The sequence below is a fragment of the Pseudomonas sp. P97.38 genome, from assembly GCF_001269745.1.
GTDB lineage: Bacteria > Pseudomonadota > Gammaproteobacteria > Pseudomonadales > Pseudomonadaceae > Aquipseudomonas > Aquipseudomonas chlororaphis_E.
Map to the genome: position 1 here is coordinate 367,037 of NZ_LHVJ01000015.1, position 14,520 is coordinate 381,556.

The following is a 14,520-nucleotide window of genomic DNA, read 5'->3' on the forward strand; positions in this document are numbered from 1 at the left end:
ACATGAGTGAGATTACCCGCCCCGCGTACCCGGGCGTCACGATGAACCGCGCCGAGGCCTTTGAGCGCTACGGCGCCGCCGCCAGCCAGGCCGCCAGGACCACGCAGTACCGCGAGGCGGGCCAGAAGGCGCTGGAGGACCTGATGTCGGTGCGCTACGAAGGCCAGGGTGGCCCGTCCACCGCCAGCCTGGGCCGGCCCGTGCTGCATCCGCCGCTGCGAGCCGACGGCAACAGGCAGGAGACCAATGGCGACCTGTTCACCTTGTTGATGGCGATGATCAGCGAGCTGATCGGTGAAGTCGACGTCAACAAACTGAAGAACCGCCTGGCGATGCTGCAGAGCATGGCGAGCGCCCGGCAACAGGGGCTGGAAAACCTCTCGGCCGATTACGCCGCGGCACTCCAGGCCTGGGCGGCGGCCGAAGGGCAGGTCGGCAGCAGCCAGGAGCATCTCGAGCAATTGCATGAGCGGCTCGTGCATGCGCAGGGCTTGCTGGCCGAAAGCGAAGCCCGGTTGGCGCAGTTGGACCCAGGGTCCGCCGAGTACGCTGAAGAGCTGAGCCGTCGTGACCAGCTCAAGGGCGAGTTGGCGAGCCACACCCAAGCCTTTAACGCGGCGACCGAGGCCCACCTGAAACTGATCGGGATCGCCAATGCCTTTGCCAACACCTTGAGCGGTTTGGTCGCCAGGGTAGTGGTGTCCGGCATGAGCGGCCCCGCCACGCAAGAGACGGATGAAAAAGCCCTCAGCAGCAGCGCGCTGGCGTTGCTCAATCGCCTCAAGATCATCGAGTTGCTGGGCGAGGCGGCGCAGAACAAGGAGGAACTCAGCCAGGAGCTGTTCCAGGAATTGCAGGTCAAGCTTCAGGAGCACATGAAGCGTGAGTCGGATAAATACCTGGAGGAAGTCCGCAAGGCCGAGGCACTGCAGAAAACCATGGGCTGCATCGGCAAGATCGTCGGGGCGATCTTGAGCGCTGCCACCATTGTCGCTGGCGTGTTGACGGCCAACCCAGTACTGATCGCGGTGGGCGTGGTTGGCGCAGCGGTGATGATCGGCGATGCGGTGGTGGAAGCAAAAACCGGCAAGTCATTCATGGCCGAGGCCATGAAGCCGCTGACCGTCGTCATGCAGGAAGCCATCAAGCGCTTCACCGAGCTCTACACCCAGCTCTTGATCGATTTCGGCGTCGATCCCGAAAAGGCCCGGGACATCGCCCAGATCGCCGGCATGATCCAGGGCGTGATCTCGACCCTGGCGGCGGTGGCCCTGGTCGCCATGGTCGGGGTGCAGGTGATCGGGCCAATGGTGAGTGCCGTCGCTTCGAAACTCGCTTCCGTGGCCGCCCAGGCAGCACCCGCCGCCATGCAAGCCATGAAGCAGATGGCGTCGTCGGTCGGTAACGCCCTGACGCAGGCGCTGACCCAACTGCGTGGGTTCATCACTCACGGCGCCGATCCGGTGACGCTGGCCCGTTACGCCGCGAACCTGGAGATCGCCCAGGCCCTGACCGAATTCGGCAGCGTGGCGGTGCAGGGCGGGTTGCAGATCCAGAGCGGCAAGCACCAGGCCCAGGCCGCCGTGCACCTGGCGGACGTGCGGGTGCGCATGGCGATCAGCGAGGAAATCAGCCGGTACCTGACCCAGGTGGTCGAGGACTACGGGCAAGCGATGCGTGACAGGACCCGACAGATCGAACAGGTCTTCGCCGACCTGCAACGCAGCCATGCCGTGAGCCTGAGCATGGTTCGGCATGTTTGAAATCAATCACTGACCCCAGGTATCCGAGATGATCAATCCTTACGCTACGAGCGGGATCGCCCCTGTACGGGTCGATGCCAACCCAGAGCACCCGTCCAAAACCTATCGTTCCGGTTCCGCCGTGTTCGACGCGGCCACCGCCAGTCAGGTACTCGACCGCGACAGCTTCATCGCGCCGACTGAGCTCGAACGCAGAATCAACGCCTATCAGCCCACCGAAACGGATGGGCAAGACTTCATGGCGGCCTCGATGATGCTCAGCGACGACGCGCGCAACGAACTGATCTTCGACCCCGGCGCCTGGGAAAAACACGCCAACGTGTTGGTGGCCGCGATCATCGCGCTGAACATCGCACGCGTCGCCAATGCGCAACTGCGCGGCCATTTCACCGTCATGGCGTCCGACGCGGCCAAGGCCCAGGGCAGGGCCATCGTCGAGTCCGGCAAGGCGGCGCTGTACAGCGCCATCACCGCAGCCGTGGTGTCCGGCGCCGTCGCCGGTTTTTCCATGGTCAAGACCCTTCACGGACAGGCGCTGAAACACGCCGACATCGACCTGCACAGGCGCAACGCCTTGGACGCCGGCAACCTTGAACGCGACCTCAAGCTGCAGCGCCAGCGGGAGGACTGGGACCCCAAGACCACCTACAAGATCAACACCCTGGATGATTTCGCCCGTCCGACCACTGTCGATTTCAAACCCAAGGGCGCCACCCTGACGTCCCAGGAACAGGCCTGGTTCGATGGTGAGATCCTCAAGGCCCAGAAGGTCGGCCAGACCTCCGACTGGCTGAGCCAGATGGGCAGCAAGGGCATCGAGAAAAAACTGGAAATCGGCCGCGCCCTCGGCGCCATGTCGATGAACTTAAGCCAGGTAGTGGCCAACGTGGTGCGCCTCGCCGAGCACGCCGCGCGGGAGCAGGAAGTGCTGCAGCAAAGCGCGCAGAACAGCCAGAAGGGCCTGGCCGATGAAGTCGCGCAGAAAGACGCGGCCGAAGCCGCGTTGTTGCAGAAGCTGATGGACATGGTGATGCAGCTTTTCCAATCGCGCAGTGACGTTATTCGCGCAGTGACGGCTTGAGCAGGAGAGAACCATGGAAATCACCAAATTCATACCGACGCCAGTCGTATTGCTGCCCAACGTAGACGCTATGGTCGATGCGCCGTTGTTATCGGAGATACCCGCTGAGATTCAAACGGTCAGCTCCCTGACGCAACTTCTTGATCGGTCCATGAGTGCAATGAATCGCAGTATCGCCTATATGCTCAAGAGCCCATTCAACGCCATGTCGCTGGAAGGCATGACCACCGAGTCCGTGGCGCAACGGTTTATCCCGGAGCTTCTCGAGCAGATCCACGCCAAGCGCGATCGCGCGCACATGTGGGCCCAGCGAGCTCGCCAGTGTTGTGCGGTGATGAGCCACAGCATGAAGTCCACGCTTCTGGACGAAAGTCGAATGCGTCAGCTCAACGACGAACAAGGCGAAATACTGCGCAGCCTCAAGCAAGCCTTGGAGCGGGATAAACCTCTCGAAATAGCGGAGGCCCTGGATGTCGGGATCAATTCCTCCAATGACTTCTTCGAGAAACTGCTGGAGCTGATCGACCTGATCAAAAACGGCTACCTCGCCGGCTACGAGCACATCATCGCCGCCTATTCGGACTTCTTCGCCGACTTCAACGCCGAGATCACCGCGCAGATGAAGGACTGGACCGAGGGTGCGAACGACGGCAAGGACGTCAAGCTCGATGCCGGCGCCTTGCGCGCCGCACTGACCCGGCTGATCGAAAAATACAGCCACCCCAATCCGGCTTCGGTGCTGTTTCCAAAACCCGGGGAAGGCGGCGCCAGCAAGGACGAAGCCGAGAAATGGCTCAAGGCCCTGGGCCTGCCCGGCAGGTGTCTCAAGCCAAACGGTGACGGCACCTGGTGCGTGGTCATCGACCTCGACCCGCTCAACCTCATGAAGAGCGGCCTGCCCGCCAGCGGCGGCACCGTGACCTGGGACACCGCCAAGTACAACCAGTGGCAGACCGGCTTCAACGCCCAGGAAGAACGTATGAAGAACCTGCTGCAGTCGTTGACCCAGAAGTATTCGAACGCCAATGCCTACCACGACAACTTCAACAAGACGCTGTCGGCGCATTTGAATCAGTTTGCGGATATGTTGCGGGCGATGTTGAATTTTTGAAGTGTAAGTGGCGGAGGTGTCTGTGACTGAGTTGTGTGTGGAGTCTAGAATAATTGAGTTGTTTTCCGGTTATTTTTTGAAGGCTGAAAAGATAAGTGGCTGCTCTCGATTGATCGAGGATTTAAACGCTGACTCAATGGATTTCGTTGAGCTGGCTATGATTGTAGATGAGGTGTTTGAGCTGGTTCTGGCACCGAGTGAAATAGCCGGTTGGAGAACGGTGTCGGACGTTATAAGTACAGTTGAAAATAATAACATGGGAGTGCGGTGTGCCTGGTGTTGAGGGGGCGTATATGGAGTTTATGGTGGGAGTTAAAGGTGCGCGCGAGGAGTGGTAGAACATCTGTCGAGTCAGATATTAAGAGTGAAATAGAGATATTTTCAGAAGAAGTTAGAGGGCGTTATCGTGTGGAAGAGGTGTTTGTCGATGAGTCTGGTGATTTTAGCTTGGATCTAGGTAGTAACGGGCTTTTCAGCTTTCAGTCCGGCGATGGGGCATTGGTTATGGTGTTCCTATTACGCATATCTTTTTTTCTGACGGAGAATGAAATACAGATTTTGAACGAAGCTTTGGTGTCGGATGACCTTGAGAAAGTCGGTAATATTGAACTTGTGAGTGATGGATGGCTTGCTTACTTCAGTTTGATGGAAGATGTATGCGCTGACTCTTGGTTATGCGTCCTGGGGGAAATGATTTCCTGTTGGGAGCGAATGTTGTTTAGGGTGAAACGAATGGGTCTTGAGGAGTTTAGTCTTGTTAGCAGTTGAAATTTCCGGTGTGGCACGAGCACATAGCTTTACCTGTTTGTCGGAGTTGAATAAGAGTCTGCTCGCTGATGCGGTTGTTGCTTCAGCGGAGGATCGAGAGGCCTTAAAGAGTGTGGTGCAGCAGTTGGTAGGTGATAGGCTGTCTTCGGATTCAGTCGACGAGGCTGGTTTTAGAAGTCGATCGAATAGCACTATTTTGCCTTCGAAAAAAATTCAGGAATTACAGGCGCGAGAGCAAGAGAAAAAAATAAATGTGTTTGATCAAAGTCCATATAAAGAGCAAGTAACGGAAAATAAAAAAATCGAGCGGTTTTTGGGGAAGAATCTGAGTTGTAATCCGGAATTGACATTGATTGCAAGGAGTATCAGAGAAGTAACAGGTAGTCCGATGAGTTTTTCCGAATTTAGCTTGGAACAACAGCAGAAAATTAGAGAGGAAAGTCTCTATATTGGGGGCGCTAAAGAGTTGCTGGCGGATGAGGATACTTTGGATGCCCATGTCCTTGCGACCTTAATAAAAGCTGAAAGTAAAGAATACGATATAGGTAATATGGAACGAAGAAAATGCATGTTTAATCATGTTCGATCTCCTGATAATCCTATTTATCCGTGGAATAGCCATCGCTTTGATTTGGAGATTTTTGAAGTTAAGAATCCTATTCAGTATACTGAAGAGATGCGTAATTTGATCGCAGACAGGTGGGGGGATTTTCTTGTTAGACAGAGCGATGTGGAGAATTATTTGTACCAGGAGGTCGGTATCTCGCAGGTGGATTTGAACGATGGGATATTGAATATTCTACAGTCGCTCAGTGTGTCCGAACGAAAGACCTTGTTGAAAGATGTATTGCATATAAATTGGAGTACTGAGGTTTTTGTTGAGGATGAGCGTAATGCTCGTGATAGTAATCCATTAGGTGCCGAGTACAGACAGCATACTACAGGGGCTAGGTCCAACGTCGTTAGGGTGTCTGATGATGAGGACAAAAACGTTAATAAATGGGTGTTTGAAGCTATTGTACACGGTAAACCGGTTACTTCCGGACCCAGTGGACATACCCTGCGTTATTTGAACCATTTTGCGATGTGCAGTGAAATGCTAACTTTCACTAATCCAGAAATGAAGGAGATTCCTTCGCTGGAAGAGGCAAGGCTTGTGATGCTTGCCAACCTAATGGCGCCAAAGGATCATCATTCCTATCATGAAATAATGCTTGCTTCAATAGGCGTTTACAATGGTGCGGAAATGCTGGCGTATGATCATAAGGATTCTTATGAGGATATTAGGAAAACTGCGATTGGTGCGGCGGCGCTGGATAATGCTAATGCGGTATTGCATGAAACGTAATTTGTTTGGCTGGGTCCGTACTTAGCGGCTTGCTTGAAAAAAACTGAGCAGTTAGCGATCTGGTCTTCCGTTGGAAAGCTAGAGGCGCTGACTGCTCAGTTATTGATATTCTTCTATTGGATTTTGTTTAGCTATAGCGCTGATTTCGTTTCTTTAGGATTTGATGGCTCAATAGTGTGGAATTATTTTTTTTTTTTTTTTTTTTTTTTAGGATAGGTTTTAAACGGGGTTTCTAGCGCTTTAATGTCGTTATAACTGTCTTTGATTTTGTCCTTTTTGCATGGCTTAAGCTGCTTTTGAACTTGCCTGCTCTGATGTTGGCGTTATAGGGGCGTCAATTTTTATTCCCTGCGTGTATTGCAGCTTTCTGGTGGGTATGTGGTTTACTTACTGCTTGTGTCGTAATTTCCTACGTTGGTTAATTAAAAAGCCTACGGAATCCCCCTACGCATCTTCCTATAGTCACGCAGCTCGTCATCCTGAGCCTGCCTGCCGGCAGGCTCAATCGCGCTTCAGTCACTTTCTATAGAGAAGTCTCAGAGTATGGACAGTACAACTGATCAAACGCCGGACCGGTCATTCGTGTTCGACCACTGGCTATTGCAAAGCGATGGAACGCTGACGCGAGACGGACAAGGTGTCCATGTTCCCCCTAAAGAATTGCACGTGCTGCGCCTGTTGCTGGGTTCGGCGGGTTCGGTGGTCGGCAAGGACCACCTGCTGGACCAGGTCTGGCCCCGCATGGACACGGCCGAGGAATCGTTGACCCGCTGCATCTATGCCTTGCGCAAGTTACTCAGGGACAACAAGGATTTCATCGCGACGGTGTACGGCCAGGGGTATCGTTTCACCTGCCCGGTGGTGGCGCTCGATGGGCCGAGCCAGGCAAGGGCTACGGCGCCTTCGCTGGCGGTGCTGCCGTTTCGCAATCTGGACGAGACGGCGGCGCTGGATCTGCAGGATGTAATGATCCGTCAGTTGAGCGTGGCGTTCGGTGAGGCGTTGCGGGTCATTCCCTCGGGCATGATCGCGGCCTGTGGGCCCGTGCAGGATGTGCGCTCGTGGGTCGGGCGGTTGTCGGTGGATTACTGCCTGAGCGGGCGTTTCAGCGGTTCGGGCGCGGCGCCGCTGTGGTCGGTCGAATTGATGCGCGGCGCCGACCAGGCGTTGCTCCATGGGCAGACGCTGGAGGCCAGCGATGCCGGCGAGGCGTTGGGCGCGCTGACGTGCCTGGTGGCCCAGCGCGTACCCGGCCTACGCCCGGTGGGTGATCGGTGTGGTGCCTATCCGGTGGCGGTGGCCTATCTCAATGGGCTGTGCCGCGTGCAACGGCACACGGCCCAAAGCCTGCGCGATGCGGCGGTGCTGTTCAGGCAGTGTGTGAACCTCGATGCCGGGTACGCGCCACCGTGGTGCGGCATGGCGGACGTCTGGCTCGGGCAGGCGATGATCGGGGTGGTCGATCAGGAGCGGGCCATCGAAGAGGCCCATGTGGCGGTTTCCAAGGCCTTGGCGCTGGACCCCGGCAGCCTGCCGGCGTTGACGCGATTGGCCTTGCTTACCAGTCTGCGCGGCTGCGAACAGGCGGCCGAGGTGTTGTTCCGACGCTGCCTGTTGTCGGCCGATCAGGCGGACGTGTTGTACTTTCACGCCTGGCATCACTGGTTCTGGCGCCGTAACGAACTGGCGGCACAAGTCATCGATCAGTGCCTGGCGCACGATCCCGATTGTGTCCGGGCCCGGCTGTTGCAGGTGCGCATTGACGAGCAACTGACCTGGGCCGGCGAGCGGCGCCTGGCATGAAGGGGCGTCGCAATGCTTGGTTGTGCTGGCCGGTGTGTCTCGGCCTGTGCCTGGGCGCGACGCAGGCCAATGCCTGGTGTTGGAGCCAGGCCGGGCAGTTGCATGGCATCGAGCCCGAGTTGCTGCAAGCGATTGCCGACGTCGAATCGGGACAGCGGCCTGGCGCGATCAACCACAACCGTAACGGCACCCGCGACATAGGCCTGATGCAGGTCAACAGCAGCCATCTGCCGCGCCTGCAACGCCAGGGAATTACCGAGCGGCGGTTGCTGGAAGAACCGTGCCTGTCGGTGGAAGTCGGGGCGTCGGTGCTGGCCGAATTCATCGCCCGCCATGGTTACAACTGGACGGCGGTCGGCGCTTACAACGCGGGCAACTCACCCCATCGCCAGGCCGCACGCCTGCGCTATGCGAGCAAGGTCTGGCAGCGCTATCAAGCGCTCACTCAGGGCCAGTCAGGACGACCTGCAACCGAACCGTCGGACGGATGAGCCTCGCCACGGGGCTTGCTCGGGATTCTGATCCCTTACGCGGCACAACCGGCAGATTTCGATCAGGAAGCCTGCTTGCGCAGTGCCTACCATGGCGGCTCATTCGACTGCCCTGGAGTTTGGACGGTGACAGTGCCGACGGCCCCTACGCTACAGCCTTGCGTCCTGCGGATACTCAATGGCCCGTTGCAGGGCTGCGAGTTTGCGCTGGGCGAAGGCACCACGGTGTTCGTGGTCGGGGCGGTGGAGCTGTTGGAGGAGGGCGCACTTTCGGCCAGTGTGCCTGCCGAGGCCATTTTCGTTCCGCTGCAGACCGGTGGCTGTAACTTCGAGGTGCTGGCTGATCAGGCCACGCCGCAGGGCGTGCCGTTGCGGGTGCTCGGCGATTCGGTCGAGGTTCGCCATGTGGCCTTCCAGGCCAGGGTCCAGGTCGGTGGTTTGTACATCGCCTTGCGAGCCCAGAACGAAGCTTGGGCGCCCGATCTTTTCAAGCATCCGAGCGCTGCGCCTGATCATGCAGCCGCACCCATCGCGTGGAACAGTCTGCGGCCCCGTTGGATCGCCTGCGGCCTGGTGCTGGCTGCACTGGCGATTGCGCTCGGCTTCGTGGCGCGACCGGGACCGGCGCCTGAAACCGCTGTTCGTGCATTGATTGCCGGCGCCAGTGCCCAGGTGCAGGTGCTGGGCGGGCGCGATGAGGCGGTGTACGTGTTCGTTTCCAGTGAGCGCGATGCCGGCTGGAGCCGTCAGGTGCTGACGAGCCACCCCACGCTGGCCGGCACCGTGCGGGTGCTGGACCAGGAGCGGCGTCGGCTGGAGCAGGTGCTGATCGACCATGACCCGCAACTGGCCTGGCATGTGCTCGATCTCAAGGACCCGTCATTGCCGCGCCTGTGGCTCAGCGCACAACGCAACCTGCTCACACCCGACAGCCAGGCGCGCCTGCTCGAAACACTGCTGGCGGCGGCGCCCTATGCCCGCGATGTCGTGCTGCAGATGCAGGACGACCGAAGGCTGGCTGACCTGGCCCAGAGTGGTTTGCAACGCCTCTCGCTGGCCTTCAGCCGGGTCGAGCACAGCGACAGTGTCACGTTTGCCGTCGAGGGTAACTTGCAAGATGCCGAGCTGGCTGCGGCGCGCCAGTACGTCGACGATTTTTACCGGCAGTGGGGGGATCGCTACGTGCACTTCACCGTCGAGCTCAAGGACGACGCGCTCAAGGGCAAGTCGTTTCAAACCGGCCCGCAGGGCTACGTCAAGACGGGGTCTTCGTCCTGGCATTTTCTAAATCAGACAGAGTAGGTGACGCATGGCTGGTATCGGACTCCCCATCACATTCCCCGATGACTTTCTCGGCGAGCAGGCCGCGGCATTCGAAGAGGGTGCGAAGAAACTCAAGGAAGCCTTGGACGAAGCGCTGGAGAAGCTGAAAAACGATGCGTCCGACCCCGGCCTGCTGGCGGCCTATCAAACGGCATTTTCCTCGTACACGGTCTTTCGCAACGCCCAGACCAACACGATCAAGGGCTTCAAGGACATCGACATGGCGATCATCCAGGCGGCGCGCTGACGCTTTCTCTTTCGGCTGGCCATCGCGTGTGACGATGGCCCTTTCAGGAGTGCACCGTATGCCTTTGCAAGGTCTTTACCCGTCGGCCATCGAGCGGTTGGCCATCGCTGAATTGCATGGCCCCCAGGAGGGGCCGATCGTTTCGCTGGAGTCGCGCCTGATCGACAGCTATGCCAGGGCTTTCGTTGACAGCGGGCAGGATGTCTCGGCCATCGGTCAGTTGCTGCGCCGCCCCGACATCACCGACCCAGGCGTGTTGGCCCAGTTACAGGAGCTGACGGGGCAATACAACGTCGACATCAACTTGCTCAATGTGATGGTGCGCAAAGCCGTGGGCACCGCCGAAACCCTGTTGCGTGCCTCATGAGAACGAGCCTTTGTTGCGTGTTGCTGTGCCTGGCCCTGGCGGGGTGCCGCCAGCCGAGCCTATTGGAGGGGCTGGATCAGCAACAGGCCAACGAAGTGCTGTCGGTGCTGCAGCGCAACAACATTGCCGCGGTGAAGGTCGACACCGGCAAGACCGGTTACGCAGTGAAGATCGATCCGCCGGATTTTGCTGCCGCCGTCGACCTGCTCAACCTCTACGCGCTGCCTTCCAGGCCGCGTCTGCAAGTCTCCGAGATGTTTCCCGCCGACGCTCTGGTGGCCTCGCCCCGCGCGGAAAAGGCCCGTTTGTATTCGGCGCTGGAACAGCGCGTCGAGCAGTCGCTGGGGGTGCTTGAAGGCGTGGTGTCGGCGCGGGTCCATATCAGTTATGACCTGGACGCCGGCGAGGGCGGTCGCAAGCCTGCGCCTGTGCACCTCTCGGCGGTGGTGCTGCATGAGCGCGACGTCGAGGCGCAGTTGCTGATCAACGACATCAAGCGTTTCCTCAAGAACAGTTTCGCCGCGGTGGACTACGAGAACATCTCGGTGGTGCTGTCCAGGCGCTCGCCCACCCAGCACGTTGCGCCGTCGCGGCTCGCCCCTCGTGGGTATTCGCCCTGGCCGTGGTTGTTGGGGGTGATGAGCGGACTATTGGTGGCCGGTGGGGCGGCCTGGCTTTATCACTTTGCCGGCGTGAGGCGACGTGATGTCGGACGTTGAATGCCTGCGGCGTCTTCTCGCCGAGCCTTTGGCTTATCTGCACCCGCAGCGCCTGGTGGTGCCGCCGGACTTCGAGGGCGAAGAGGCGCGCCGGCTGCTCAATGACATGCTGCGTGATGGGCTGGCGCTGCCACTGGCGCTGCCTTCGACAGCGCTGGGCGGCGTGGCAAAACAGTGGGTTCGCCATTGGCGGCAGCTGCCTTGCGTGGCGTTGCTGATGGGGGCCTATCGGCTGTTGCCCGCGTTGGCGCGAGGGGCGGCATGGCGATGCCTGCCGGCGTCGGTGCGCCGCTTCGCCGGCTGTCGCCTGGGTGCCCGCGGTGGCCTGCCGGTCGCGGGCCTGCCGGTTTCAATCGCGCAGGTCGAAGCGGCCGGCCTCAATGCGCTGTGGGGCTGGCACACGCAGGTCCCACCGTGGCTGCTGGAGTGCCTGGCCTTGCAGTTTTCCGAACCGGTCGTGGGCTTGCACCGGCAGTGGCCGGTCCCTGAACCGGACCCGACGCTTTTCTTTCTGGCGGTGCAGCATGCTCGACTCGATCCGATCCATCGCTGACCTGCCCGTCGATGAAGACGTGCACCTGGCCCGCGAGGACATCGCCGCTGCCCGCCGCCGTCGACGCCTGCAACTCGACGCCCAGCGCCGGGCCCGCGAATGTGTCGAACAGGCGCGGCGCGAGGCCGAAGCGGTGCACGCCGAGGCGTTCCGGCAGGGGTATGCCGAGGGCATCCTGCGGGCGGCCGGGCAGTTGGCGGAAGGCTTGTTGACCGCCCAAACCCTCGGCCAACAACTACACCAGCAACTGATCCGGGCTGCGGGCGATCTGCTCGCCCAGGCCTTGAATCAGCCCCAATGGCTGGACGACATGCTGGCGCGCTGGCTGGTCGGGCAAGCCGGCGATAGCGACGCGGTGTTGCAGGTGCTATTGCCGCAACACTGTCGTCCGCGCGGCGATGAAATGCGCGAGTGCGTGGGCAAGCACTGGTCGGGTGAACTGCACCTGGAGTACCACCCGCAGGATCGCTACGTGCTGCGGCTGGCGGATCAACTGCTGGAGTTCGACCTGGAGGCCACGCGCGAGCGGCTCGCGCCGCGCTTGTTGGCGAGCATTGCCGACTTGCCGGATTCGGTGCGCGTGCTGGACCAGGCCGCGTTGCAAGCCCTGTCGGCGCTGTGCGCCAGTTTCGCCCCACACACCGCGCCTGCCGATGTGCCTTGTGAAGATTGAACCCACACCCGGCACCGTTGCCCTCGATCGCGACGCCGGCTCCCCGGTGCAAACATTGGAATCGCGTTTGCTGGCCGCCCATGAACCCTTGACCGACACCAAGCGTCCTGACCCTGGGTTCGAGCAACTGTATCAATGGCTGTTAGGGATGGAGGGGCAGGGCGAAAAGGCCCTCTATGAATTTTTGCGCGGGCTGCGAGGGCCAGACGGCCACACCGCGGCGTACCCCACCGCAAGCGCATTGAAGGCGGTCACGTTGCAGGTGCTGTTTCGATTGAAGGACGAGGGGCTGGAAAAGTCCCGGCTCTACAAGGAAATCAGCGGCGCCAATGGGCTGGCGTTTGCCATGGAGGTGTTTGTCACAGGGTGGATGCGTGAAGTGTTTGAGCCGATGGGGGATGAGGCGTGGGAGAGGAGTGAGTGGTGACCCGGACCTCCGTTGGTACAACGAATGCTGGACCCGGGTAATCATTCGTGGCGAGGGAGCTTGCTCCCGCTGGGCTGCGCAGCAGCCCCAGGACAGGGCCGCTTCGCGCTGGTGCGCGAGCCCGGCCGAGCGGGAGCAAGCTCCCTCGCCACGGTTGGCCTCTGCCTGAACCAGCTGTGTCAGGCAGAAAACACGGGTGCCGAAGGTGCTTATCCTGGCTGAGTACGCGCGTTGACGTAGGTTGTTCCGGGACGTATAGCGAATACCACCAGGGCGACCAATGCGTTGGCGATATGGTCTACCCATTCTTTTGGAATTGGCAGGGTTGAAAAGTACCGGGAAGCCGAGATGACGACGGCCATGATGACTTGGCCTACGGAGGTTCGTATTGCATTCGTGGAAAACAATTGATTACCTATCTGCTCGGCGGTGGGTATGCGTCCGGTAAGAGGGGTAATCCGGAAGCCGTCCTTGGAGGGGGTTTCCTGGAAGGCGTGCATCGCTTCGCCCATGAACAATTGGCCGAGGACGTCAGCGCCGCCGTTGTAGAGACCTCGCAACCCATCGTGTCCCAGCACCGGGATCAGGGATTCGACAATCTGGCTGGCACGGGCCTCAGGTGACAGGTTTGCGTCGGGCGCCCTGGCGTTCTGCTGTTCAAGCCAGGCCGACAGTTGAAAAGCCAGGCCTTCTGCCTCATGCGCAGGAGGCTTGTTACCTTGAGCCATGACATAACCGGGACCGGAATGGGGGGCGGTGTAGTTCATTGCGGTAAACGACAGAAATTGCAGAGCGCCATTGAGCAGGCCGGCGACGGCCGTACCACCGGGATTGGCCTTGGCGTTGTCGCCGGTCGGGCAGAACAGGCTCACCATATCTTGGGCAAACGTGTAGAGCGCCATTTGTGAACCAAAGGAAGCCAAGGCCGGCAGCGCGGAGGGGACGGTGACCGCGGCGGCGAAGGTAACCAGCGATAGGGTGAGCGTAAGCAGACGGGCCAGGCGCGTTTCCTGGTTTGCCGTACCGTTGCATTCGTCTCTGACCGCACCCAGGACGTTCAACAGTGGACCGATCATCTGGACGATCGAGCCGATGACGTTGCGTGTCAGCGGGGAAGCGGCGCTGGACTGAAGAAGTTTTTCCAGGGCAAATCCAATCAGTTGCCTAGCCACCGTCAGGGTAGCGGTGACAAGACCCGTGCGTAAGACGGAGTGCGTCACGTTGCCGGCCCAGCGTCCAAACTCGCCTTCAAGTTCATTACGGGCCAATTTGCCCAGTTGGTCGCTGAGATAGGCCAGGACTTTTTGAGCACGCAATATGTATCGCTCGGGCTCCACGGAGCCTTTCAAATCTTCGAGGCATGCCAGAAGGCCACTTTCCAGCTCGGACGTGGCGTTCGGTAAGCTGCTGCCAGGGTCTTCTATCAGCAGATCGACGTCGCGTAGAAGAGGAGAGGCGGGCTCAGCGTTGTTGTTTCGCTCGTCAATGATCTTACGGATCGCACCCTCTACGCTGCTTAAGGCAAACTCCATGTCTTGCGAAGAGAGCGGTGCCCTGTGTTCGGTAGGGATCTGCTGATCGATCTCCCGAAGGGTGGCTTCCAGTGAGTCGATATCGATCACCGTGTGCGGTTCATGGGAGTGAATAGGATTAATCGATTGAGTGGCCGGCCGGGCTGTGTCAACGGCGTTCATTTTCTGATCCTGCATGGCGGAACGTGACTGGAATGCTGCAATCGCAGCTGCAGTGATCTTTTGAAGGCTTTTTGCGCTCACCACTATCAAATAACGCTCCCAAGTGCTGGCGGTGGTGCAGGGAGACAAAGATGTAGCCTGCAATCGCCAGG

At 59.3% G+C, this 14,520-nt stretch carries 16 protein-coding genes; 15 read left to right on the plus strand and 1 reads right to left on the minus strand.

The genetic code is table 11. The features are described from left to right. Positions 1–2 precede the first annotated feature (2 nt). The 15 genes from sctE to AD664_RS11910 all read left to right on the plus strand — a co-directional run bounded on the left by sctE (position 3) and on the right by AD664_RS11910 (position 12,674). The gene (gene sctE / locus AD664_RS11845) at positions 3–1,763 is read left to right on the plus strand and encodes a type III secretion system translocon subunit SctE (protein ID WP_053146716.1); all 1,761 of its coding nucleotides are present in this window, start codon (positions 3–5) and stop codon (positions 1,761–1,763) included. Positions 1,764–1,791: 28 nt separating this feature from the next. Continuing rightward, positions 1,792–2,844 carry a cell invasion protein gene (locus tag AD664_RS11850; RefSeq protein WP_053146718.1) on the plus strand — a complete coding sequence of 351 codons (1,053 nt, stop codon included), beginning with the start codon at positions 1,792–1,794 and terminating at the stop codon, positions 2,842–2,844. A 13-nt stretch (positions 2,845–2,857) separates the two neighbouring features. After that, complete coding sequence (locus AD664_RS11855) at positions 2,858–3,955, plus strand: IpaD/SipD/SspD family type III secretion system needle tip protein (protein ID WP_053146720.1); 1,098 nt, start codon at positions 2,858–2,860, stop codon at positions 3,953–3,955. A 37-nt stretch (positions 3,956–3,992) separates the two neighbouring features. After that, positions 3,993–4,238, plus strand: a complete 246-nt coding sequence (locus AD664_RS28180; RefSeq protein WP_371260956.1) for a phosphopantetheine-binding protein — start codon at positions 3,993–3,995, stop codon at positions 4,236–4,238. Positions 4,239–4,363: 125 nt separating this feature from the next. After that, a complete protein-coding gene (locus AD664_RS11860) occupies positions 4,364–4,723 on the plus strand; it encodes a hypothetical protein (RefSeq protein WP_053146722.1) in 360 nt (119 codons plus the stop codon). Next, a complete protein-coding gene (locus tag AD664_RS11865; RefSeq protein ID WP_256207097.1) occupies positions 4,710–6,071 on the plus strand; it encodes a hypothetical protein in 1,362 nt (453 codons plus the stop codon). Before AD664_RS11860 ends, AD664_RS11865 begins: the two co-directional genes overlap by 14 nt. A 543-nt stretch (positions 6,072–6,614) precedes the next feature. After that, positions 6,615–7,874, plus strand: coding sequence for a winged helix-turn-helix domain-containing protein (locus tag AD664_RS11870; protein WP_083454181.1), 1,260 nt, complete (start codon positions 6,615–6,617; stop codon positions 7,872–7,874). Continuing rightward, a complete protein-coding gene (locus AD664_RS11875) occupies positions 7,871–8,365 on the plus strand; it encodes a transglycosylase SLT domain-containing protein (protein WP_053146726.1) in 495 nt (164 codons plus the stop codon). The genes AD664_RS11870 and AD664_RS11875 overlap by 4 nt, the downstream gene beginning before the upstream one ends. 126 nt (positions 8,366–8,491) lie before the next feature. Continuing rightward, positions 8,492–9,667, plus strand: a complete 1,176-nt coding sequence (locus AD664_RS11880; protein WP_053146728.1) for a PrgH/EprH family type III secretion apparatus protein — start codon at positions 8,492–8,494, stop codon at positions 9,665–9,667. A gap of 7 nt (positions 9,668–9,674) precedes the next feature. Further along, a complete protein-coding gene (gene sctF, locus AD664_RS11885; RefSeq protein WP_042730845.1) occupies positions 9,675–9,935 on the plus strand; it encodes a type III secretion system needle filament subunit SctF in 261 nt (86 codons plus the stop codon). 58 nt (positions 9,936–9,993) lie between these two features. Further along, positions 9,994–10,302, plus strand: coding sequence for a type III secretion system inner rod subunit SctI (gene sctI, locus AD664_RS11890; RefSeq protein ID WP_053146730.1), 309 nt, complete (start codon positions 9,994–9,996; stop codon positions 10,300–10,302). After that, positions 10,299–11,021, plus strand: a complete 723-nt coding sequence (locus tag AD664_RS11895; protein WP_053146732.1) for an EscJ/YscJ/HrcJ family type III secretion inner membrane ring protein — start codon at positions 10,299–10,301, stop codon at positions 11,019–11,021. The genes sctI and AD664_RS11895 overlap by 4 nt, the downstream gene beginning before the upstream one ends. Next, complete coding sequence (locus AD664_RS11900; RefSeq protein WP_053146734.1) at positions 11,008–11,574, plus strand: secretion system protein; 567 nt, start codon at positions 11,008–11,010, stop codon at positions 11,572–11,574. The genes AD664_RS11895 and AD664_RS11900 overlap by 14 nt, the downstream gene beginning before the upstream one ends. Beyond that, positions 11,546–12,247, plus strand: a complete 702-nt coding sequence (locus tag AD664_RS11905) for an HrpE/YscL family type III secretion apparatus protein (RefSeq protein ID WP_053146736.1) — start codon at positions 11,546–11,548, stop codon at positions 12,245–12,247. The genes AD664_RS11900 and AD664_RS11905 overlap by 29 nt, the downstream gene beginning before the upstream one ends. Beyond that, positions 12,228–12,674 carry a hypothetical protein gene (locus AD664_RS11910; protein ID WP_053146738.1) on the plus strand — a complete coding sequence of 149 codons (447 nt, stop codon included), beginning with the start codon at positions 12,228–12,230 and terminating at the stop codon, positions 12,672–12,674. Before AD664_RS11905 ends, AD664_RS11910 begins: the two co-directional genes overlap by 20 nt. A gap of 209 nt (positions 12,675–12,883) precedes the next feature. On the opposite strand, the gene AD664_RS11915 is transcribed toward AD664_RS11910, so the two are convergent. Further along, positions 12,884–14,497 (minus strand): hypothetical protein, encoded by a 1,614-nt coding sequence (locus AD664_RS11915; protein ID WP_256207098.1) that lies wholly within the window; start codon positions 14,495–14,497, stop codon positions 12,884–12,886. Between the last annotated feature and the right edge of the window lie 23 nt (positions 14,498–14,520).